The sequence below is a fragment of the Leeuwenhoekiella sp. LLG6367-2.1 genome (assembly GCF_045055775.1).
Lineage (GTDB): Bacteria > Bacteroidota > Bacteroidia > Flavobacteriales > Flavobacteriaceae > Leeuwenhoekiella > Leeuwenhoekiella aequorea.
Genome location: NZ_CP159331.1, coordinates 2,124,544 through 2,143,623 on the forward strand (window position 1 = coordinate 2,124,544; position 19,080 = coordinate 2,143,623).

Genomic DNA, 19,080 nt, shown 5'->3' on the forward strand with positions numbered 1-19,080 from the left:
CAGTTTTTTTATTTTAAATTGTAGCATAATTATTGTTGATGATAATCTAAAAATCAAATGCGTATATTTTACTTCCTATTTATAATCCTATTAAGCACTACTCAATATTCTTTTGCACAACAGCAAACCTTGCTAAAGGGAATGGTGACAGAAATTGAAGTGGTCTCAGATAGCTTAAATCTTGCTTATTCAATTTATTTACCGCCTAATTATACTAAGGCGACTGCTTCCAAAGTTTTATTTGTTCTCGATCCTAATGGAGATGGTATGCGAGCAGCCCGTCTCTTTGTGTCGGCAATTGCTGGGGAAGAGTATGTAGTAGTTTCTAATAATTTTAAATTGAGTAAAAATCTGGATAGTCTGGATACAAATGCACAGCAGGCTGTAACGATGATGCGCGACGTGTTTGCAAAAGTGGCATTAGAATCTGGACAAGTTTATATAACAGGTTTAGGTTCTGGCGCTAAGACTGCAAGTGCATTATCGTATGTTTTAAAAAATACTGCGGGAATTTTAGTAATAGATGATATTTATTTTGCAGAGCAATACATTGAGCAAGCTAGTGGTAATGCAGTTATAGGTGTCGTAGGAGATTCATCACCTAGTTATTATCAGATGGCAAATCATTTTAATATGATGAAAAGTTTAAATAATTACAATGAACTATATACATATTCAGATACAGGAGCCTGGCCTAGCGCAAATTTCTTAGGTATTCTTATTAATAGATTAAATCACTTCCAGACAGATAGGTTTAACTTGCAAGTGGCAGATAGCATATGGCAGCGCAATTATAATTCAGACCTTGAAGCACTCGACAAGCTTGTATTAAAAGGGGAATATCTTACCGCTTATGACCTGAGTCAAGATTTAAAAAGCGATTATAGGGGCAATGTATCATTAGATAAGTTAAAAGATTTTTATAAAGATCTTCGGAGGACTGATGCATACAAAACGGCTAAGCGTGCAAACAGATCAGGAAATTTGCAGGAACTACTTCTTTTAGAGGATATTCAATACTTTCTTGATGAAGATATCACGCTAGCTAATTTTGAAAATCTTGGATATTGGGATAGCCGAATTAGTAATTTTAAAAATTCTGCTGACAATGCTACAATGGCAAACGAGCAAAAAGTAGCTCATAGAATGCTGGGTTATATCTCTTATACTATCGAAGATTTTCTAACACTAAATAAAGTAGGGTTAATTCCTCAGCGTATTTTTGGGAATGTTTTAGCCACGATGTTAGATGCTAGAGATTATCAAGCTTATTTAAATATTATTAGTTTATCTGCTCAAGATGACGATGATAATACCGCCTATTTCTATCTGGAAGAGTTGCTAAAGCAAGGATTTACCGACTATGAATCTTTGTATGCTATTCCAGAAACGACAACCCTTAAGATTAAGCCTACTTACAATCAAATTATAGCTAATTACCTTGGGAAATCTAAGTTTTAGAAACTTCGGTAAGAAGATCGTCTTCTTTTTTTAGAAATTTTTTCACGTAAAATAAAAGTAGAAGAGCAATAAGAGTTACTCCCATCATAAAAATCCAAGTAATATCGTAACTAAACGTGTTTACAAGTTGCATACCTGTATTGTGCCCAAAAATGTGAGATAAAGAGAACGACATGCTGTAAAGTCCCATATAAGCACCTTGTCTACCTAATTTAGCTCTTCTTAACGCAAGCGCATTGCCAAAAGGAAAAGCTATCATCTCTCCCAATGTGGCTACTACCATACCTACAATAAGAAAACTAGTATACTGAGTAGTGAAGAAAAATATAAAACTTATCCCTGTAAGAATTAATCCTCCTATAACACTTGATATTTGTGACCATCCTTTGCGCTCTGCAAAGGCTATAAGTGGCATTTCAAACAAGAATATAATAAGCCCGTTTAAGCCTAGAAGTAGTCCTATTTGTAGCTCAGAAAGATCCCGGATTTCTTTATAATATAATGGAACTGTAGAGAAATATTGAACGAAAACAACACCAAAAAGAGCCAGGGCCACTAGAAAAATAAGATAGATTTTATCTTTATAGGGAGATAACGGATTGTCTATTAAGATCTCTGTATCTGTAACTTTTGCTTTTTTGGGATTTAAGGTATTAATTAATAAAAAACCTGCCGAAATACAAGAAATTCCATCTACCCAAAAAAGGCCATAATATCCTATGCCGGCAATTATGAGTCCGCCAATTGCAGGTCCTGCCGAAAATCCAAGATTTATGGCAAGCCGAATAAGAGTCAAAGAACGCGTTTTATTTTCCGGTTTACTATAAGCGCTTAATGCTACAAAAAATGCAGGTCTAGACAGGTCTGCAATTGCAATTAACATAAAAAAACCAATACAAATTGCCCAGAAACTGGTTATAAATTGAAGACCGAAAAAACCTAAGCCTGTTCCTATTAGGCTAATGAGTATAGTTTTATAGAACCCTATTTTGTCTGACAAAATGCCTCCCAACCAGGATCCGGCTAAAGATCCAAACCCAAAACAAGTCATAACCCATCCTACATCACCAAGACTAAAATTTAAATCATCTCTAAGATAAAGTGATAGAAAAGGAATAACCATGGCTCCAGCACGATTCACCAATGTTATTAGCGCTAGCCACCACACCTCTCTAGAAAGGCCCTTGAAACTATTGAAGTAAGAATTCAAAAACTGAAACATAATTTTAAATCATAAAAAAAGTCTGACGTTCTAATGCCAGACTTTTGTGTTTTATAAAATCTATAATGGTTAACACAAACTATCAGGCAGAGGCTTTGAGACCTTATAAGTAGCTTGATATTTTGAACTATTATTTATCATAGTATGTGGAATCTGTATGCTGATTTTAATTGCTTAAAACTAAGGTAAATGTTTTAAAATTTTATTTAGGGAATTAAATAATTATGAATTTTATTTCAATAAATCTTAGAGAACCAAATGCCTATAAATACTGCGGAAAATCCCAAAATCAAACTTAACAGGGTATAAATTATAAAATTGAAAAAATCGCCATTCTTTAAGAATAGATGATTTTCATATGCAAATGCAGAGAAAGTTGTGAAACCACCACAAAAACCTGTTGCTAGAATCAAAGTAGAATTAGCAGAAAGAGAATTAGTCTTTAGAGCCCAGCCTAAGATAAATCCTATTAATAAACTTCCGATAATATTTGTAGTCAGTGTCCCGTACGGAAAACCATCAGTTGAAGGATTAAGCCATTTTGCTAGTAAATATCGAAGCGAGCTTCCTGCGCCACCTCCTATAAATACTAGTAGTAATTGCTTCATTGGGCTTCAGAAGTTTGTTCCTCAACGGCTATAGGTATATACAATTCTGTTATCCACTCTGCCGGGTTAGGATTGTCTTCTGGGTCTACGACATAAATTTCAAAAGGATAGCTATTTTCAGCCTTAGATAGATTATTCTTTGCTAGATATGTTTCAGTGTTTGACCAAGCTTCTTTCAAATTTTTGTAATCTCCTATAAGTGTAGTTTTAACTACGGTGTATGAAGGCATAAAGCCGCATAAAATAGTACTGTCTTCAGCAACTATAATTTGAGATGTTGTAGGTAAACCACTTGATATTATAGCGCTATTATTATTTAAATCTCTACTATTAAAAATTGAAAGCGGCTTTCCAGAGACGGTAATGTTATTACCTTTCATATAGTTATTAACCTGCGGAATCATTTGTTTTATTTTGTTGCGGGCTGCATCTAATGTTGTAGATGTAGTTACATACATATAAAACCCACCGCTGTATTGCGTTATACCGTCTGTCTTAATAGAATAAGCCTGCATATCTTCACGCACACTGCTATCTAGAGAGCTAAGACCGGTTTTATACATGGTGCGCATGGCTTCATCAAAATCATAGCTTGTAAATGAGAAGTAAGCCTTATCCATTAATGTGTGCTCTCCGCGCATTCCCCATGTAACTTTAGTGCCATTCTCAACCTTTTCAAACTGCCAATAAACATTTGCGTGACGTTCTCCTGCGGGAGTAATAAATGTAATTTCTTGTTCTAGTCTTTGGTTTTTTATTGCTGAGGTAGTTCGCATAGATCCATCAACTTCTTCACCGTTCCAGCTGTAGCTTGCACCCTTTCCACTTGTTTTTTCAGGATAATTAAAAACCATTGTCGGGTCTTCTTTTTTCCAGGGTCCCCAGTTTTCCCAAGACTTGTAATCATTCACCTTGTTATATACTAATGAAATGGGAGCTTCAATAATTTGAGACTCTTCAACTTCATAAGAGCCATCTTTTGTAGCAAAATATATTGCTCCTGCTATAAAAAGTATGAGCAGTAAAAAAAATAAATACTTTAATATTTTCATCTAGAGGTGCGATTAGGAATTCAAATTTAACAATTAAATATGATTTAATATTTAACTGTTGTCATATTAGTTATTTGCGACTATTCCTTAAGAAATAACTTAATTGCAAATAGGATGACTACAAATCCTATAAAACCAATTAAAATCCAGAAACTACCTTTATATTCTTTTTTATGCAGCTTGTTATCTTTACGATAACTCATAAACACAAATATGACAAAAGCTATAAAAAAAAGGGCTGCGAAAATTAATTGACCGGTACTAAACATTACAAAGTTTTTTAAATGAACTACGTTGAAAAATTTGTCATCTACTAAACATTTATTTTTCAATACGTAATTTGCACGAACAGGTCAAAATTAACTCTTTAAATAGAATAATATGAAAAAACGACTAGCAGCTGTTCACGAATTTCATACTGCCTTTGGACTAGGTATTAATGATCGTCCAATCGCAGATTTAGGTGAAGCAAAAAACAGGCTTCGGTATAACCTTATGAAAGAAGAAAATGAGGAATATCTTGAAGCGGCAAATTCTAATGATTTGACAGAGGTGGCAGATGCACTGGGAGATATGCTGTACATTTTATGCGGAACCATTATAGAACACGGAATGCAGCACAAAATTGAAGAAGTTTTCACCGAAATTCAACGCAGCAATATGAGTAAATTAGGTGCAGATGGGAAACCTATTTATCGTGAAGACGGAAAAGTATTAAAAGGACCTGCATATTTTAAACCTAATATTAAAGAGATACTGGATAGGTAAACCAATTAATGAGTTTTCTACTCCACATTTAAAGGCTAAATTCGCAGCCTATGAGTGCAATAAATTATGTTTCGGTAGAATCTATCGCAAAGGCTTTTGGAGAGAAGGTCTTATTTAAAGATTTATCATTTGGTATTAATGAAGGCCAAAAAATAGGGTTGGTAGCAAAAAATGGTACTGGGAAAACCTCTATGCTAGATATTTTAGCTGGTGCCGAAAATCCCGATAGTGGTCAAGTGATTTTCCGTAAGGGAATCAAAGTGGCATTTCTTCCTCAAGAACCCAATTTAGATCCTTCGTTAACAGTTGAAGAAACAATCTTTGATAGCGATAATGAAATCCTAAAAGTTATTTCAGGTTACGAGCACGCACTATTAAATATCGAGGATGGTGATGCGTATCAAAAGGCTTTTGATCAGATGGAAGTTCACCAAGCCTGGGATTTTGAGACGCAATACAAACAAATTCTCTTTCAGCTTAAATTAGATGATCTTGATAGAAAGGTTGAAAAACTAAGTGGAGGGCAGAAAAAAAGATTAGCTCTTGCTAATATGCTATTGAGCAAACCTGATTTGTTAATTCTTGATGAGCCCACAAACCATTTAGATTTAGAGATGATTGAATGGCTTGAAGCATTTTTTGCAAAAGAAAATTTCACGCTGTTTATGGTTACTCACGATCGCTATTTTCTGGAGCGTGTGTGTAATGAAATTATAGAACTTGAAGAGGGAAAACTATATAATTACAAAGGTAATTATTCTTATTATCTAGATAAAAGAGAAGCGCGTATTGCTACTGAAGAAACTGAAACAGGTAAAGCAAAACAACTCTTCAAAAAAGAGTTAGAGTGGATGCGTCGCCAGCCTAAGGCGCGTACTACAAAATCAAAGTCAAGAATTGATGATTTTGCCAAAATAAAAGATAAGGCCTCAAAAAGGCGTAATGACCACGAAGTTCAACTTGAACTTAATATGGAACGTTTGGGTAGTAAAATTGTGGAGTTTCATAAAGTATCAAAATCATTTAAAGACCGAAAAATTCTTGATGGTTTTGAATATAATTTTCAGCGTGGAGAACGTATTGGGATTATAGGCAAAAATGGAACCGGTAAATCTACATTTTTAAATATCTTAACAGGGAGTATGCCTCCTGACAGCGGTAAGATTGTGATAGGAGAGACCATCCAATTTGGGTACTATACTCAAAAAGGAATTACTATAAAGCCCGGTCAGAAAGTCATCGATGTTATAAAAGAATTTGGAGATTATATACCACTTAAGAAAGGAAGGCAAATATCTGCCGGTCAGTTACTAGAACGCTTTCTTTTTGATCGTAAAAAGCAGTATGATTTTGTAGAAAAGCTAAGTGGGGGAGAGCGAAAGCGTCTGTATCTATGTACGGTGCTTATTCAAAATCCTAACTTTTTAATTCTTGATGAACCTACAAATGATCTTGATATAGTGACACTCAATGTACTAGAAAGTTTTCTTTTAGACTTTCCGGGATGTTTACTTGTGGTATCTCACGACCGTTATTTTATGGATAAGATCGTAGATCATTTATTTGTTTTTAGAGGCCAAGGAGAAGTTGAAGATTTTCCGGGTAACTATTCAGACTTTAGAGTGTATGATTCGGGGCCTGCTATTGAGCAGGAAATAGTTGTTAAGCCTAAAGAGGAAAAGGCTACTACAAAAGATAACTGGAAGACCGCATCAACTTCACTATCTTATAATGATCAAAAAGAATACAATCGTATTGAGCGTGATATTCAAAAATTAGAGAAAGAAAAAGCAAGTAAGGAAGCAGAGTTTCTTAATCCAGATTTATCGGGAGAGGAAATTAATAAGCGCTCAATAGCACTTCAGGAGGTACAAGATAAAATAGATGCACTTACCGAAAGATGGTTTGAATTAAGTGCAAAAATGGAAGGATAGTTTAAACGTGATTGGCATTGTTAATAGTATAGAATATCAAGTTTAGAGCTAATTATGTGGTATACGCTTAAAGCTTATTTCAATTTTTTACGAGGAGCGACAAATCAGCACGGAGTACATTCTCCCTTTATTTATCAATTTGTAACAAAGTGTCTTTATGATCGTAAAAAATACGCTCACTATCGAAATTTACTAAATTACCGAAAAGGACTTTTAAACTCTAAAGAGATTATAGCGGTTAAAGATTTTGGAGCTGGATCCCGAGTTTTTAAAACTAACGAGCGTTCTGTAAAGGGTATTGCAACGCACGCAGGTGCTTCATTAAAACGAATGAAGTTGCTTTGCAGAGTGAGTTCTTACTTTGGTGTGAATCACGCATTAGAATTAGGAACTTCTGTAGGTCTTGCAACAGCTGGTCTTGCTTTAGGAAGTGATAATGTGACAACATTAGAAGGATGTTCCCAAACTGCTGGGGTTGCTAAGCAACATTTACGTAGTGCTAGTATTAAAAATGTAAATATTATAATTGGCGATTTTAGGGAAACCTTAGATAGGCAACTAGATAAAAATTATGACCTTATTTACTTTGATGGAAATCATAGCAAAGAGGCTACGCTGAACTATTTTGAAAAGTTACTACCAACGGTTCATAATGATTCAGTCTGGATTCTGGATGATATATATTGGTCTTCAGAAATGACTGAGGCTTGGGAAAATATAAAAGACCATCCTCAGGTGGTGGTAACCGTAGACTGTTTCTGGTTGGGGTTTGTTTTTTTTAGAAAAGAGCAAGCCAAAGAAAATTTTAAGATTAGGGTTTGAAAATGTATAGCTTATACCCAATAAAAGTTTGGACTAACTTAATTTTTTTCTCAGAAAGTAGAAATTGAATTTCAATTTCTGGCAAACTTGTTTCTTTTTGATGCCCAAATTTTAATTGTTGCCTTGATAATATAACAGCATTCTTTTCTGGAAGAACCTCAATATCTAAAATATTGGATTTTTCTAAAATTTCCTGAACATTTCTATCTTTTGTTAATTCAAACCAAAGCGAAATACTTGCTTTAGACTTTTGGGTGATGTAAATATCATCGTTATATTTTCTTATTTCAGAAATCGTGTTTTTAACATCATTGTCTTTATAAGGTATTTGGTAAATCATAATAATAAGTAAAATGAAACTTATGTAATGAAATCTATATTTGAGTTTAATCTTTTTTTTGAGCAAAGAAGAATTAAAAATATTTAAGCAGGTTAATATGCCTTTGGTAAGAGAGATGTATAAAAAAGGTGCTAAATAAAGATATAATCTATCGGAAAAAGGATATAACTTCAATGAGCTTAGGACTAAATGTATGCTTATAATTATAAGGTAATTTTTTAAAATTTTATGAATGATTTCATTTTTATTTTTTTCAATTAGATTGGCTACTATTCCAATAAAAGAAATTAAGAGTAGGAATATATCGATAAGGAGATAAGAGGTGAAGAAATAGAAACCTAATCCTTTAACTCTAATTAAATACCATTTTATAAAATCTAAATTTAAAGGAGCGAAAGCTTCTTCCCAATAATCTTGCATAAATGCCCGTAACTCATCTGCACCTTCTTGATTTATAAAATAGATGAAATAGATAAAATATACTATTGGACCAACTGCTAAAAATAAAATTGATCTTAAATGAAATCTATTGAATCTAGAAAAGTTTGCTTGATTTAAAATTAAAATAATCGATGATAAGCAAAAAAAAGGACCAATATTACTACATAAGCAGAATAAAATTGAAAAGATAATAAGAGTATAGCTACTTCTTTTGTAATTAATAATGATAAAGCCTAGAACTATGAAAAATAGATCAAAACTATACTGTTTTAATGTTAATGAATTAGTAATAACAAAGGGGGAAAAACATAATAAGCCCAAAGCAAGTAGATAAATTTTTTCTTTTTTTCTTTTAATAATTTTATAAAATAGTGGTAAAGTTAATGAGGAGGTTATAAAGGTTAGAATTTTTAATGTCAGTTCAGGTTTTCCAAATAAAGAAAAAAACTTCATTAATAAAAGAAAGAGAGGTGGTGCGCTTTGTCCTCTTTCTAAAGGTAAAAGTAGCTCGCGAAATGACTTCTCTATTATATTGATACCAAGATTAATTTCATCACCGTTAAATGTCCAAGAGATAAATTGAAAATAAAAGCGGATAGCTATACCAATAAGTATAAATATCCACGCTATTAAAAAGTATAGTTTCGTATTCAATTGTTTAATAACATTTATATTTTAGGTTCATATATTATTTGTAGTCTCTAAAACATTTAATCTGATTATACTTTATTTTATAATATTATATTTTAGAATACACCACATAGCTCTAAATCCATCTTTCCAATTTATTTTTTTCCCTTCATCATAGGTTCTTCCGTAGTAGGAAATCCCAACTTCATAAATTCTGATTTTTGGAACACGCGAAATTTTAGCTGTAACTTCAGGTTCAAAACCAAAACGTTTTTCTTTAAGATCTAGACTTTTTAAAGTTTTTGTTCGAAACATTTTATAACAAGTTTCCATATCAGTTAGATTAAGGTTGGTGAACATGTTACTTAGAAAGGTTAAAAACTTATTACCTATTGTATGCCAAAAAAACAAAACTCTGTGAGGATTTCCACCCATAAATCTACTACCATAAACTACATCGGCATTCCCGGTAAGAATTGGTTTTAGGAGTAAAATATATTCTTTGGGATCATATTCTAGATCAGCATCTTGTATAACAGTAAAATCCCCTGTAGCTTCTTTTATCCCAAGATGTAACGCAGCTCCCTTTCCTTTATTTATAGACTGTTTAAGCAGTTTTAAATTAATTGTATGATTTTCTCGAATAAAGGTTTCTATTTGACCTATAGTATCATCCGTTGAGCAATCATCAATTATTATAATCTCTTTAAGGATTTCCAATCCTAGATTGAGGTTTACTAATTTTGATAAAATATTTGTTATAGTTTTTTCTTCATTGTAAGCAGGTATAATAATTGATAATTTCTTAAACATAAATGAATCATTAAAAAAGGGGTGAAGTACAAAGAAAGTATTTTTTTATAATTACTGTAACTCAAATATCATTTTGACTACTTATAGATGTAATCACCTGTTTTAATAACAGATTCAAAATAATTCTATGGCCAGTTTGATCGATATTAAGAATATAAAACGTGATTTTCCGCTAGGAAATGAAATTGTGCACGTCTTAAAAGGGATTGATCTACAGATTGATAAAGGTGAATATGTAGCTATAATGGGCCCTTCGGGTTCTGGGAAATCTACATTGATGAATTTGCTAGGATGTCTTGATACACCAACTTCTGGTACTTATATATTAAATAATAGAGATGTGAGTTCGATGACTGATGACGAGCTGGCAGAGGTACGTAACAAAGAAATAGGTTTTGTTTTTCAGACTTTTAATTTATTACCACGTACAACGGCTTTAGATAATGTAGCATTACCTATGGTTTATGCTGGTTATTCTAAATCAGACAGACACGCAAGAGCCGAAGAAGTACTTAACGATGTAGGGCTTGCAGATCGTATGGATCACAAACCTAACCAGCTTTCTGGGGGGCAGCGTCAACGTGTGGCTGTTGGAAGAGCACTAGTAAACAAACCATCTATAATACTTGCTGATGAGCCTACGGGGAATTTAGATTCTAAGACTTCAGTAGAAATAATGGGACTTTTTGATGATATCCACGCCTCTGGGAATACGGTTATTTTAGTAACTCACGAAGAGGATATCGCAGAACACGCACATCGAGTTATACGCTTGCGAGATGGATTAATTGAAAGTGATATACGCAAAAATGTACTCGTATAATTTTAGTTTCAATTATTAAACTCAATCTAACAAGCTTATTTCTGTATTCTTAAATGTTATCGAAACGTCGTTTATTACTGTATTCGAAAATGTATTTTTGATAAAAATATAAGATATGAAAGCAGTAGTTTCTCCGGCAAAATCACTAAATTTTGATTCAAAGTTGCCTTCTACACGAGCAACCCAACCTATTTTTTTAGAAGAAGCAGACACACTCAATAAAAAATTAGAGCGTAAAACAAAAGCTGAGATTTCAGAATTAATGAGCATTAGTGATAAACTAGCAGATCTCAATTACCAGCGCTATAAAGATTTTACAGTTCCTTTTGATAAAAATAATGCACGACCTGCTGTATATACTTTTGATGGTGATGTTTATACAGGTTTAGATGCATACACAATTCCTGCCGAAAAATTTGATATACTTCAGGATACTCTGCGTATTTTGAGTGGGTTGTATGGTGTGCTAAAACCCTTTGATTTGATGCAAGCATACCGTCTTGAAATGGGGACCAAACTTAAATCTGGGCGTACAGAGGATTTATATGAATTCTGGGGAGATAAGATTACAAATGCTTTAAATGACGAACTTGAAAATGATGAGTTGTTTTTAAACTTAGCCAGTCAGGAGTATTTTAAAGCTGTAAATGTTGACAAACTTAAAGTGCCAGTAATTACTCCAATATTTAAAGATTACAAAAATGGCAAATTAAAAATCATTTCATTTTATGCAAAAAAAGCCCGTGGTTCAATGGTGCGATACATTATTGATAAAAATGTACAAACCATTGATGACCTTAAAGGCTTTAATTATGATGATTACGGCTTTAGTGAGCAGTATTCAGATTTATCTAAAAACGAATTAGTTTTTGTAAGATAATATTAAGGTTTTTTATCTACTAAACTTTTCTCAGAGGAGGCTGCATCACCGGCCTCCATTGTTTTTTTTAGCGGTTTGTTTAGTAGGAACATCTGCCGTTGTAGCAGTTCTTTTATTGCGGCCTCTAGGTCTTAGTTTGCCAAAGCTTCCGCTATTAATTTTTCCACGCTTTGTTTTTTTATCACCTTTTCCCATTGTATTATTTTTTGTGTTTTTTCTAAGTTAATAAATTCGAGTAGTTTGACAAAATCACAAAAAAAAATCCCGCAATTTGCGGGATTTTATAAAGTATACTTAAAATTATTTTACGTCCATAAGCTCTACGTCAAATACTAGTATAGCATCTGGAGGAATTACTCCACCAGCACCTCTACTACCATAACCTAAATCTGAAGGTATTACGAAGCGAGCTTTATCACCTACTTTTAAAAGTCCGATTCCTTCATCCCAACCGGCGATTACTTGACCTACACCTACTTGAAAATCTAAAGGCTGATTTCTTTTATAAGAAGAGTCAAACACGGTACCATCCGCTAATTGACCTTTGTAGTGTACAGAAACCATTTTGCCTGATTCAGCTTTTTTGCCAGAACCTTGCTGAATTATTTGATAACGCAAGCCGCTAGCAGTTTCTTTAAAACCTTCACTTAATTTATCTAATGCACCGGCTTTAGCGGCACGTTCTGCAGCAACACGCTTTTCTCTTGCACCTTCAAAAGTTCTAAAAGCTTCAACAGCATTAAAGTTTTCTGCTTCAGATCCCTGGCGTATAATTTCAACCTTCTCCATTTTATCGCCCTGAGCGATAGCATCAACAACATCCTGGCCTTCAACAACACTACCAAAAACAGTGTGCTTACCATCTAACCAAGGAGTAGCAGTATGTGTTATGAAAAACTGACTTCCATTTGTTCCCGGTCCGGAGTTTGCCATAGATAATTTACCTGGAGCATCATGCTTTAATGAAGCATCAAACTCATCGTCAAATTTATAGCCTGGATCTCCTGTTCCTGATCCCTGTGGGCAACCTCCCTGAATCATAAAATCTGGAATTACACGGTGAAATTTAAGACCATCGTAATAAGGAGTTCCTTGATTTTTCACTTTGTTTTCAAGATTACCTTCGGCAAGGGCAACAAAGTTACCTACTGTTCCCGGGGTTTTCTCGTGTTCTAGTTTCACTAAAATTTCGCCTTTTGGCGTATGAAATTTAGCATATATTCCGTCTTGCATCTCTTCAGTTTAAAATTGAATTGTAAAAATACACTTAACTATTACAAACACAAAACCCGAAACATATTGCTACGTTTCGGGTTTTAAAATTTTCAGTAAAAGAGTATTTAAACGGTCATTGAAGGCACTTCATAACGCCATCCAAATGGATCTTCAGCTCTATTTGCTTGCAAAGAAGTTAAATGCTGTTTTAATCTAGCTCCATAAGCATCCTCTAATTTTGGAAGATCAAACTCTTTATCTTTGTGAGTAAATCCACAAATTGGCGAAATAACTGCAGCTGTACCAGCTCCAAACATCTCTTTTAAAGTGCCATTTTCTGCTGCTTCTACTATTTCTGAAACTTTTACAGGACGTACCTCAACATCAATACCTTCGCTCTTTGCCAACTCAATTAAGCTTTTACGTGTAATACCATCAAGAATACGATCACTTGTAGGAGCTGTAAGTAATTTATCACCTACTCTAAAGAAAACATTCATAGTACCCGCTTCTTCCAAGTATTCGTGGGTATTTGCATCTGTCCACACTACCTGCTGGTAACCTCTTTTTTTAGCAAGTTCTGTAGGGTAGAATTGAGCAGCATAGTTACCTGCAGCTTTTGCAAAACCTACTCCACCATCTGCAGAGCGGCTGTACTGATCTGCGAAAAGTACTTTTACCTCTCCGCTATAATATGCCTGTGCCGGAGCACAAATAATAATGAATTTATATTTTGAAGATGGTGATGCAGAAACACCATTTTCTGTAGCAATTACAAATGGACGTAAGTAAAGAGAATTGTCTTTACCTGGTTTAATCCAATCGCTTTCTAAATTTAATAAGGTGTTTAAACCGTCGAAAAAATAATCTTTTTCAAAAGCAGGCATTGCAAGACGCTCTGACGATTTATTGATACGGTTGAAGTTTTCTTCTGGGCGAAACATAAAGATTTTACCATTATCATCTTTATATGCTTTCATACCTTCAAAAACTGCCTGACCATAATGAAAGACTTTGGCAGAAGGATCCATACTGATTGGACCGTAAGGTACAATTTCAGGTTTTTTCCAAGCTCCGTTTTCGTATTCGCAAACAAACATATGATCTGTAAAGACCGTACCAAAAGAAAGCTTGCTGAAGTCTACATCGCTTATCTTAGATTCTGCAACCTTGGTTAATTTTATTGTATCTGTCATTATATTCAAATTTATAGACACAAATTTATCATTTTCTGCATGTCTTCGAGCTCATGAATTGATTAAATTTACGAGCTCTTTCAAATATTAATTAAGAAATCGCTATGAGAAAAATTTTTACAACCGCTGTTCTAGCATTAGCATTAGTTGCTTGTAAACAGGAAACTACTACAAAGACTGTTGCGGAAACTGAATCTAATGAGGTGGAGTTAACAAAAATGAAGTTATACGGTGAAGATTTTAAAAATCAAGCGATGCTAACTTCTTTTGAGCTGGGAGATATATACAGTAACCTTAAAGCTGGAGATACGATTAATGTATCCTTTAAAAGTTCAGTTGAAGAAGTATGTCAGGAAAAAGGATGCTGGATGCAAGTAGACGTGGGTGCTGTAGATCCTGTAATGATAAAATTTAAAGATTATGCTTTTTTCGTTCCTAAAGATATAAAAGACAAAAGTGTAATGGTGCACGGCGTAGCTTATGTAAGCGAAACTCCGGTTGAAGAACAGCAGCATTATGCTAAAGATGCCGGTAAATCGCAAGAAGAGATTGATGCAATTAAAACTCCGAAGCGTTCATTTAGTTTTTTAGCTAGCGGTGTAAAAGTCGCTCAGTAAGTTGGAGCGTAAAATAGTTAAAACAGGGGATGGTTCTACAACCATTCAAATTACCGAATGGAATGAACAATATCATTCTATGCACGGGGCAGTGCAAGAAGCTCAGCACGTATTCTTAAAAATGGGTTTAGACTATATTCTCACTCAAAATTCTCATTTAACTGAATTAAATATTCTTGAGATCGGTTTTGGTACTGGTTTAAACGCTTTGCTTACGCTTACACACGCACAAGAAAAGACTGCTTTACCTATTAAGTATGAAGGGGTAGAGGCTTACCCTGTCCTTAAAGATGAATTAGATCAATTAAATTATTTTGAGTTAATAGATTCTAATACGGCACCAGAATTATTTGAAAAAATGCATAATACAGCTTGGGAGCAAGCTGTAGCTATTTCTCCGACATTTAGTTTAAAAAAAAGAAAGCAAACTTTTGAAACTATTGTAGATAAGAATGCGCACCATTTAATTTACTTTGACGCTTTTGGCGCACGAGTACAACCAGAACTATGGGAACAACCTATATTTCAAAAGATGTATGAAGCCTTGTCGAAGAATGGAGTTTTAGTCACTTATGCTGCAAAGGGAAGTGTGCGTCGTGCAATGCAGGCAGTAGGTTTTAAGGTTGAAAGACTTCCTGGGCCTCCCGGAAAAAGAGAAATGCTACGCGCAGTAAAAATTTAGCCTTTAAGCCTAAATGTGATCTTATCTAAAAAGTTCCCAGTCTAACTTGAGTGAAAATATATTTGAATAGATAGCGGCGCTTTGATCGCCAATGTCTGTAAGTGCATAATCGATGTGAATGCCTTTATACTGAAAACCAACCCCAATATTAGGTTGAAATCCAATGCGGTTGCTGCCGTCAAGTTGTGTGATTTCTTGAAAATTACCAACTCCTGCTCTTAAAAAGACCAAGCCTGTATAGCCAAATTCAAAACCTGCAGCCGGGCTTGCACTTACCGAAGCACTTGAGAAAATGTCATTAGTTTGCGTAAACCGAAGTAGTAAATCTACTTCTGCTTTTATAGTATAGTCGTAGTTAATTTCCCAATTGCGATTAATACCTAGCTGTAGTTTTGGGATGGTAATCTCTAACGTTTCAGGTAAGTCTTGATTTTGATCTGCTACCGCATTGCTTATTTTAGCAAACTCCTCTTCATTAATTGACCAGGTATTTACTGATGTTGTAATATCGCGAGCCATTAAACCGAAATTCCAATTTCCTTTTGTGAATTGTAATCCTACATCTAGTCCAAATCCCCAGCTAGAGGCAAAATCACCTATAATCCTACGTATAACTTTAGCATTTGCACCAACCTTCAATCCTTGAACAGGTAATTCCCGAGCATAAGAAAGTGTTAAGGCATAATCTGCGGTAGAAAATAAACTTATACGGTTGTAGTCAATATTTCCGTTGGCATCTATAAGCTGCGTTGTATTTAAGATGTCATCAACACCAAAACGGATCAATGATATCCCTAGAGCGCTACGATCATCTAAAGGTGTCGCAAAAGCCGCATAATCATATAAAGCAATATTTGCAAAATAACTAGCGTGCATAAGAGCAAGTTCATTATCTTCTAGTGCAACCAGCCCTGCAGGGTTCCAATAACCACTATTTACATCCGCACTACTTGCAGTTACAGCATTTGCCATAGCAAGTGATGCGGCGTCAACCCCAATATTTAAAAATTCGTTAGAGTATTTTCTAACGACTTGTGAAAAGGAATTAACAGTAATAAATAGCAAAATGAAGGGTAAAACTTTTTTCAATTCCGTCTTCTTTTTACGGTAAAGGTGGCTAAATGTGGTGAGAAGTTAAAGTTTATTTTACACGTATATCACGAGTAAGCATACTTTAGTACTTTTACAGAAACAATCAACTATGAAAATCACACGTTATATTCCTAATGCATTTACAATGGCTAACCTATTTTGTGGTATGCTGGGTACTTTTTTTGCGGCTACCGGGCGACTGGATTTTGCGGCTTATGCAGTAGTGCTAGGAATCTTTTTTGATTTTTTTGATGGTTTTTTTGCCAGACTTTTTAAAGTAGAGGGAGAGTTAGGGTTGCAGTTAGACAGTCTGGCAGATGTTGTTACCAGTGGTGTGGTTCCAGGAATGGTAATGTTTCAATTATTACATAAGCTTGAGCACTGGAATACGGGTGAACGTTGGGTAGATGCAGGACTATCCTGGGATTCAATTTCTGTAATTCCGTTTTTAGGATTTGCAATTACACTTGCTTCTGCATTTAGGTTAGCCAAATTTAATATAGATACCCGGCAAACAACTTCATTCATAGGTTTGCCAACACCTGCAAACGCATTACTTATCGTTAGTCTACCTTTAATAATACAGTTTCAAGATATTGCGATTGCTGAAAATTTAATTACAAACACCTATTTTTTACTTGCGCTCACTGCTTTGAGTTGTTTTATGCTTAATGCAGAAGTACCTCTATTTGCTCTAAAATTCAAAAGTTGGGGTATTGCCGAAAATAAAGTTCGTTATGGATTTTTATTGCTGGCGGGAATCTTACTTTTTTGGCTTACGTTTCTAGCTATACCTATTATCATCATATTGTATGTTCTAATATCAATGGTTACCAGAACGACTACTAGCATTTAATAGAAGTTTTAAAATGTTTTCTTCGGAAAAATGATAAAAAGGATAGATGATTTGTAGTCTATTTCGAGGTCTATAATGGACATCTTGTATGCTCACAGTAGTCATATGAGATGAGTTGTAAAACATTTTCAAGAATTACTAGATAATGAATGAAATAAATGATCAATTACTGAATGCTGTAAAGCAGATAAAAGCATTGGCTGAAGCCGGACTTGTTTATAATTCTCAAAATTATGATGCAGAGCGTTATGAAGAAATGCGAACAGTATCTTTAGAAATGATGAGTATTCTTAGTAACCTTTCAGTTAAACAATTTACTGATTTCTACTTGCCAGAAATTGATTATCCCACTGCAAAAGTCGATGTACGGGCGCTTATCACAAACGATCACAATCAAGTTTTATTAGTCAAAGAAACTTTAGATGACAAGTGGACATTGCCTGGTGGTTGGGCAGACGTTGGTTTATCGCCGTCTGAAAATGTACTTAAAGAAGTTAAGGAAGAAACAGGATTTGATGCAGAAATAATTAGACTTTTAGCGATTTTAGATAAACGATGCTATCCACATCCGCCTCAACCACACTACGTTTATAAATTATGTTTTTTGTGCAAAATTAAGGATGGAGATTTTGATCCTAACTTTGATATAAGCGCTGTTGGATGGTTTTCATTAGACAAACTACCAACTCTTTCTCCAGATCGTATTTTAGAAGAGCAACTTCACAAATTGGTTTCATTAGCCAATACCCATGAGGGGATCCACGTAGATTAATTTAATTGAACAAAAAAAAAAGGGTTGAGCAAATTTCTATGCTCAACCCATTTATTTATTTTGTAATTATGATTAGAAAAGTTTCTTTTTCCGTAGCTCAAAATTTTGTCCCAGATAAACTTTTCTTACCATCTCATCTGCAGCTAATTCTTCGGGAACACCGTGTTTTAAAATGTTTCCCTCAAACATTAGATAAGTATGATCTGTAATAGCTAAAGTTTCTTGAACATTATGGTCTGTGATTAAAATCCCTATATTTTTTTGCTTTAATTGAGCCACAATACGTTGAATGTCTTCTACGGCAACGGGATCTACACCTGCAAAAGGTTCATCAAGCAGAATAAAATTAGGATTAGTTGCTAGTGCGCGTGCAATTTCAGTACGACGACGTTCTCCTCCAGATAATAAGTCTCCTCTACTTTTACGAATATGTCCTAAGCTAAACTCATCAATGAGTTCTTCCATTTTAGCAAGCTGTTCTTTCTTGCTCAGTTTTGTGAGCTGTAAAACACTTAATATATTTTCTTCAATACTAAGTTTTCTAAATACAGAAGCTTCTTGTGCTAGATATCCGATTCCGTGCTGTGCTCTTTTGTACATAGGATATTTTGTAATATCCTGATTGTCCAGATGAATTGTGCCTCCGTTAGGTTTTATTAAACCTACTATCATATAAAAAGAGGTGGTTTTTCCAGCTCCGTTAGGACCTAGTAAACCTACAATTTCTCCTTGCTGAACTTCAACAGTGATGCCTTTAACGACCTTTCGGCCTTTATAGGATTTCATTAAATTTTCTGCGCGTAGTTTCATTTCCTCAATTTACAATTAGGCTAAAAAATAACAACGGGAATATCCC

Annotated in this window: 21 protein-coding genes; 10 read left to right on the top strand and 11 right to left on the bottom strand. The window is 34.4% G+C overall.

The window, feature by feature from the left end; genetic code table 11:
- Positions 1-57 precede the first annotated feature (57 nt).
- Complete coding sequence (locus ABVM53_RS09695; protein WP_405325593.1) at positions 58-1,461, top strand: hypothetical protein; 1,404 nt, start codon at positions 58-60, stop codon at positions 1,459-1,461.
- Here the strand turns inward: ABVM53_RS09695 and ABVM53_RS09700 are convergent.
- The 4 genes from ABVM53_RS09700 to ABVM53_RS09715 form a co-directional block, all read right to left on the bottom strand.
- Entirely contained in the window at positions 1,451-2,683 is a 1,233-nt protein-coding gene (locus tag ABVM53_RS09700; RefSeq protein WP_405325595.1) for an MFS transporter, read from the bottom strand. The two genes, ABVM53_RS09695 and ABVM53_RS09700, sit on opposite strands and share 11 nt — an antisense overlap.
- Before the next feature lie 236 nt (positions 2,684-2,919).
- Complete coding sequence (gene crcB / locus ABVM53_RS09705; RefSeq protein WP_405325597.1) at positions 2,920-3,291, bottom strand: fluoride efflux transporter CrcB; 372 nt, start codon at positions 3,289-3,291, stop codon at positions 2,920-2,922.
- Entirely contained in the window at positions 3,288-4,343 is a 1,056-nt protein-coding gene (locus tag ABVM53_RS09710; protein ID WP_405325599.1) for a GyrI-like domain-containing protein, read from the bottom strand. The genes crcB and ABVM53_RS09710 overlap by 4 nt, the downstream gene beginning before the upstream one ends.
- Positions 4,344-4,423: 80 nt before the next feature.
- Positions 4,424-4,612, bottom strand: a complete 189-nt coding sequence (locus ABVM53_RS09715; RefSeq protein WP_371454966.1) for a hypothetical protein — start codon at positions 4,610-4,612, stop codon at positions 4,424-4,426.
- 112 nt (positions 4,613-4,724) lie between these two features.
- Here ABVM53_RS09715 and ABVM53_RS09720 point away from each other — a divergent pair, with 112 nt between their 5' ends.
- From ABVM53_RS09720 to ABVM53_RS09730, 3 genes are read left to right on the top strand one after another with little or no spacing between them, the layout of a single operon-like run.
- Positions 4,725-5,111 carry a hypothetical protein gene (locus ABVM53_RS09720; RefSeq protein ID WP_405325601.1) on the top strand — a complete coding sequence of 129 codons (387 nt, stop codon included), beginning with the start codon at positions 4,725-4,727 and terminating at the stop codon, positions 5,109-5,111.
- A 59-nt stretch (positions 5,112-5,170) separates the two neighbouring features.
- Positions 5,171-7,045, top strand: a complete 1,875-nt coding sequence (locus ABVM53_RS09725) for an ABC-F family ATP-binding cassette domain-containing protein (RefSeq protein ID WP_405330857.1) — start codon at positions 5,171-5,173, stop codon at positions 7,043-7,045.
- 54 nt (positions 7,046-7,099) lie between these two features.
- Entirely contained in the window at positions 7,100-7,867 is a 768-nt protein-coding gene (locus ABVM53_RS09730) for an O-methyltransferase (RefSeq protein WP_405325603.1), read from the top strand.
- On the opposite strand, the gene ABVM53_RS09735 is transcribed toward ABVM53_RS09730, so the two are convergent.
- A complete protein-coding gene (locus ABVM53_RS09735) occupies positions 7,857-9,302 on the bottom strand; it encodes a hypothetical protein (protein ID WP_405325605.1) in 1,446 nt (481 codons plus the stop codon). The genes ABVM53_RS09730 and ABVM53_RS09735 overlap by 11 nt on opposite strands.
- 72 nt (positions 9,303-9,374) lie before the next feature.
- Entirely contained in the window at positions 9,375-10,091 is a 717-nt protein-coding gene (locus tag ABVM53_RS09740; protein WP_405325607.1) for a glycosyltransferase family 2 protein, read from the bottom strand.
- A 127-nt stretch (positions 10,092-10,218) separates the two neighbouring features.
- Here ABVM53_RS09740 and ABVM53_RS09745 point away from each other — a divergent pair, with 127 nt between their 5' ends.
- Positions 10,219-10,914, top strand: coding sequence for an ABC transporter ATP-binding protein (locus ABVM53_RS09745; protein WP_128756584.1), 696 nt, complete (start codon positions 10,219-10,221; stop codon positions 10,912-10,914).
- Positions 10,915-11,029: 115 nt separating this feature from the next.
- Complete coding sequence (yaaA, locus tag ABVM53_RS09750) at positions 11,030-11,794, top strand: peroxide stress protein YaaA (RefSeq protein WP_405325610.1); 765 nt, start codon at positions 11,030-11,032, stop codon at positions 11,792-11,794.
- A 45-nt stretch (positions 11,795-11,839) separates the two neighbouring features.
- Here the strand turns inward: yaaA and ABVM53_RS09755 are convergent, their stop codons facing one another.
- From ABVM53_RS09755 to ABVM53_RS09765, 3 genes are all read right to left on the bottom strand, one after another.
- The gene (locus tag ABVM53_RS09755; RefSeq protein ID WP_405325612.1) at positions 11,840-11,989 is read right to left on the bottom strand and encodes a 30S ribosomal protein THX; all 150 of its coding nucleotides are present in this window, start codon (positions 11,987-11,989) and stop codon (positions 11,840-11,842) included.
- A gap of 105 nt (positions 11,990-12,094) precedes the next feature.
- Positions 12,095-13,027 (bottom strand): peptidylprolyl isomerase, encoded by a 933-nt coding sequence (locus ABVM53_RS09760; protein WP_371454960.1) that lies wholly within the window; start codon positions 13,025-13,027, stop codon positions 12,095-12,097.
- Positions 13,028-13,134: 107 nt separating this feature from the next.
- Entirely contained in the window at positions 13,135-14,205 is a 1,071-nt protein-coding gene (locus ABVM53_RS09765) for a branched-chain amino acid aminotransferase (RefSeq protein ID WP_405325614.1), read from the bottom strand.
- Positions 14,206-14,309: 104 nt separating this feature from the next.
- On the opposite strand from ABVM53_RS09765, the gene ABVM53_RS09770 reads away from it, so the two are divergent.
- Complete coding sequence (locus ABVM53_RS09770) at positions 14,310-14,822, top strand: DUF4920 domain-containing protein (protein ID WP_405325616.1); 513 nt, start codon at positions 14,310-14,312, stop codon at positions 14,820-14,822.
- A 1-nt stretch (position 14,823) separates the two neighbouring features.
- Positions 14,824-15,504, top strand: coding sequence for a tRNA (5-methylaminomethyl-2-thiouridine)(34)-methyltransferase MnmD (mnmD, locus tag ABVM53_RS09775; protein WP_405325618.1), 681 nt, complete (start codon positions 14,824-14,826; stop codon positions 15,502-15,504).
- Between the two features lie 21 nt (positions 15,505-15,525).
- Here mnmD and ABVM53_RS09780 read toward each other — a convergent pair whose 3' ends face one another.
- The gene (locus tag ABVM53_RS09780) at positions 15,526-16,593 is read right to left on the bottom strand and encodes a PorV/PorQ family protein (RefSeq protein WP_405325620.1); all 1,068 of its coding nucleotides are present in this window, start codon (positions 16,591-16,593) and stop codon (positions 15,526-15,528) included.
- Between the two features lie 112 nt (positions 16,594-16,705).
- On the opposite strand from ABVM53_RS09780, the gene ABVM53_RS09785 reads away from it, so the two are divergent.
- Positions 16,706-17,452, top strand: a complete 747-nt coding sequence (locus ABVM53_RS09785) for a CDP-alcohol phosphatidyltransferase family protein (RefSeq protein ID WP_405325622.1) — start codon at positions 16,706-16,708, stop codon at positions 17,450-17,452.
- A 145-nt stretch (positions 17,453-17,597) separates the two neighbouring features.
- On the top strand, positions 17,598-18,224 hold the full coding sequence (locus tag ABVM53_RS09790) for an NUDIX hydrolase N-terminal domain-containing protein (protein ID WP_405325624.1): 627 nt from the start codon (positions 17,598-17,600) through the stop codon (positions 18,222-18,224).
- A 72-nt stretch (positions 18,225-18,296) separates the two neighbouring features.
- On the opposite strand, the gene lptB is transcribed toward ABVM53_RS09790, so the two are convergent.
- Positions 18,297-19,034, bottom strand: a complete 738-nt coding sequence (lptB, locus tag ABVM53_RS09795) for an LPS export ABC transporter ATP-binding protein (protein WP_128756593.1) — start codon at positions 19,032-19,034, stop codon at positions 18,297-18,299.
- Positions 19,035-19,080: the final 46 nt, after the last annotated feature.

Bases quoted from the DNA above. Each gene is read 5' to 3' on its own strand.
- ABVM53_RS09695 (WP_405325593.1), top strand. From the start codon at position 58: ATGCGTATATTTTACTTCCTATTTATAATCCTATTAAGCACTACTCAA.
- ABVM53_RS09700 (WP_405325595.1), bottom strand. From the start codon at position 2,683: ATGTTTCAGTTTTTGAATTCTTACTTCAATAGTTTCAAGGGCCTTTCT.
- crcB (WP_405325597.1), bottom strand. From the start codon at position 3,291: ATGAAGCAATTACTACTAGTATTTATAGGAGGTGGCGCAGGAAGCTCG.
- ABVM53_RS09710 (WP_405325599.1), bottom strand. From the start codon at position 4,343: ATGAAAATATTAAAGTATTTATTTTTTTTACTGCTCATACTTTTTATA.
- ABVM53_RS09715 (WP_371454966.1), bottom strand. From the start codon at position 4,612: ATGTTTAGTACCGGTCAATTAATTTTCGCAGCCCTTTTTTTTATAGCT.
- ABVM53_RS09720 (WP_405325601.1), top strand. From the start codon at position 4,725: ATGAAAAAACGACTAGCAGCTGTTCACGAATTTCATACTGCCTTTGGA.
- ABVM53_RS09730 (WP_405325603.1), top strand. From the start codon at position 7,100: ATGTGGTATACGCTTAAAGCTTATTTCAATTTTTTACGAGGAGCGACA.
- ABVM53_RS09740 (WP_405325607.1), bottom strand. From the start codon at position 10,091: ATGTTTAAGAAATTATCAATTATTATACCTGCTTACAATGAAGAAAAA.
- ABVM53_RS09745 (WP_128756584.1), top strand. From the start codon at position 10,219: ATGGCCAGTTTGATCGATATTAAGAATATAAAACGTGATTTTCCGCTA.
- yaaA (WP_405325610.1), top strand. From the start codon at position 11,030: ATGAAAGCAGTAGTTTCTCCGGCAAAATCACTAAATTTTGATTCAAAG.
- ABVM53_RS09755 (WP_405325612.1), bottom strand. From the start codon at position 11,989: ATGGGAAAAGGTGATAAAAAAACAAAGCGTGGAAAAATTAATAGCGGA.
- ABVM53_RS09760 (WP_371454960.1), bottom strand. From the start codon at position 13,027: ATGCAAGACGGAATATATGCTAAATTTCATACGCCAAAAGGCGAAATT.
- ABVM53_RS09765 (WP_405325614.1), bottom strand. From the start codon at position 14,205: ATGACAGATACAATAAAATTAACCAAGGTTGCAGAATCTAAGATAAGC.
- ABVM53_RS09770 (WP_405325616.1), top strand. From the start codon at position 14,310: ATGAGAAAAATTTTTACAACCGCTGTTCTAGCATTAGCATTAGTTGCT.
- ABVM53_RS09785 (WP_405325622.1), top strand. From the start codon at position 16,706: ATGAAAATCACACGTTATATTCCTAATGCATTTACAATGGCTAACCTA.
- ABVM53_RS09790 (WP_405325624.1), top strand. From the start codon at position 17,598: ATGAATGAAATAAATGATCAATTACTGAATGCTGTAAAGCAGATAAAA.
- lptB (WP_128756593.1), bottom strand. From the start codon at position 19,034: ATGAAACTACGCGCAGAAAATTTAATGAAATCCTATAAAGGCCGAAAG.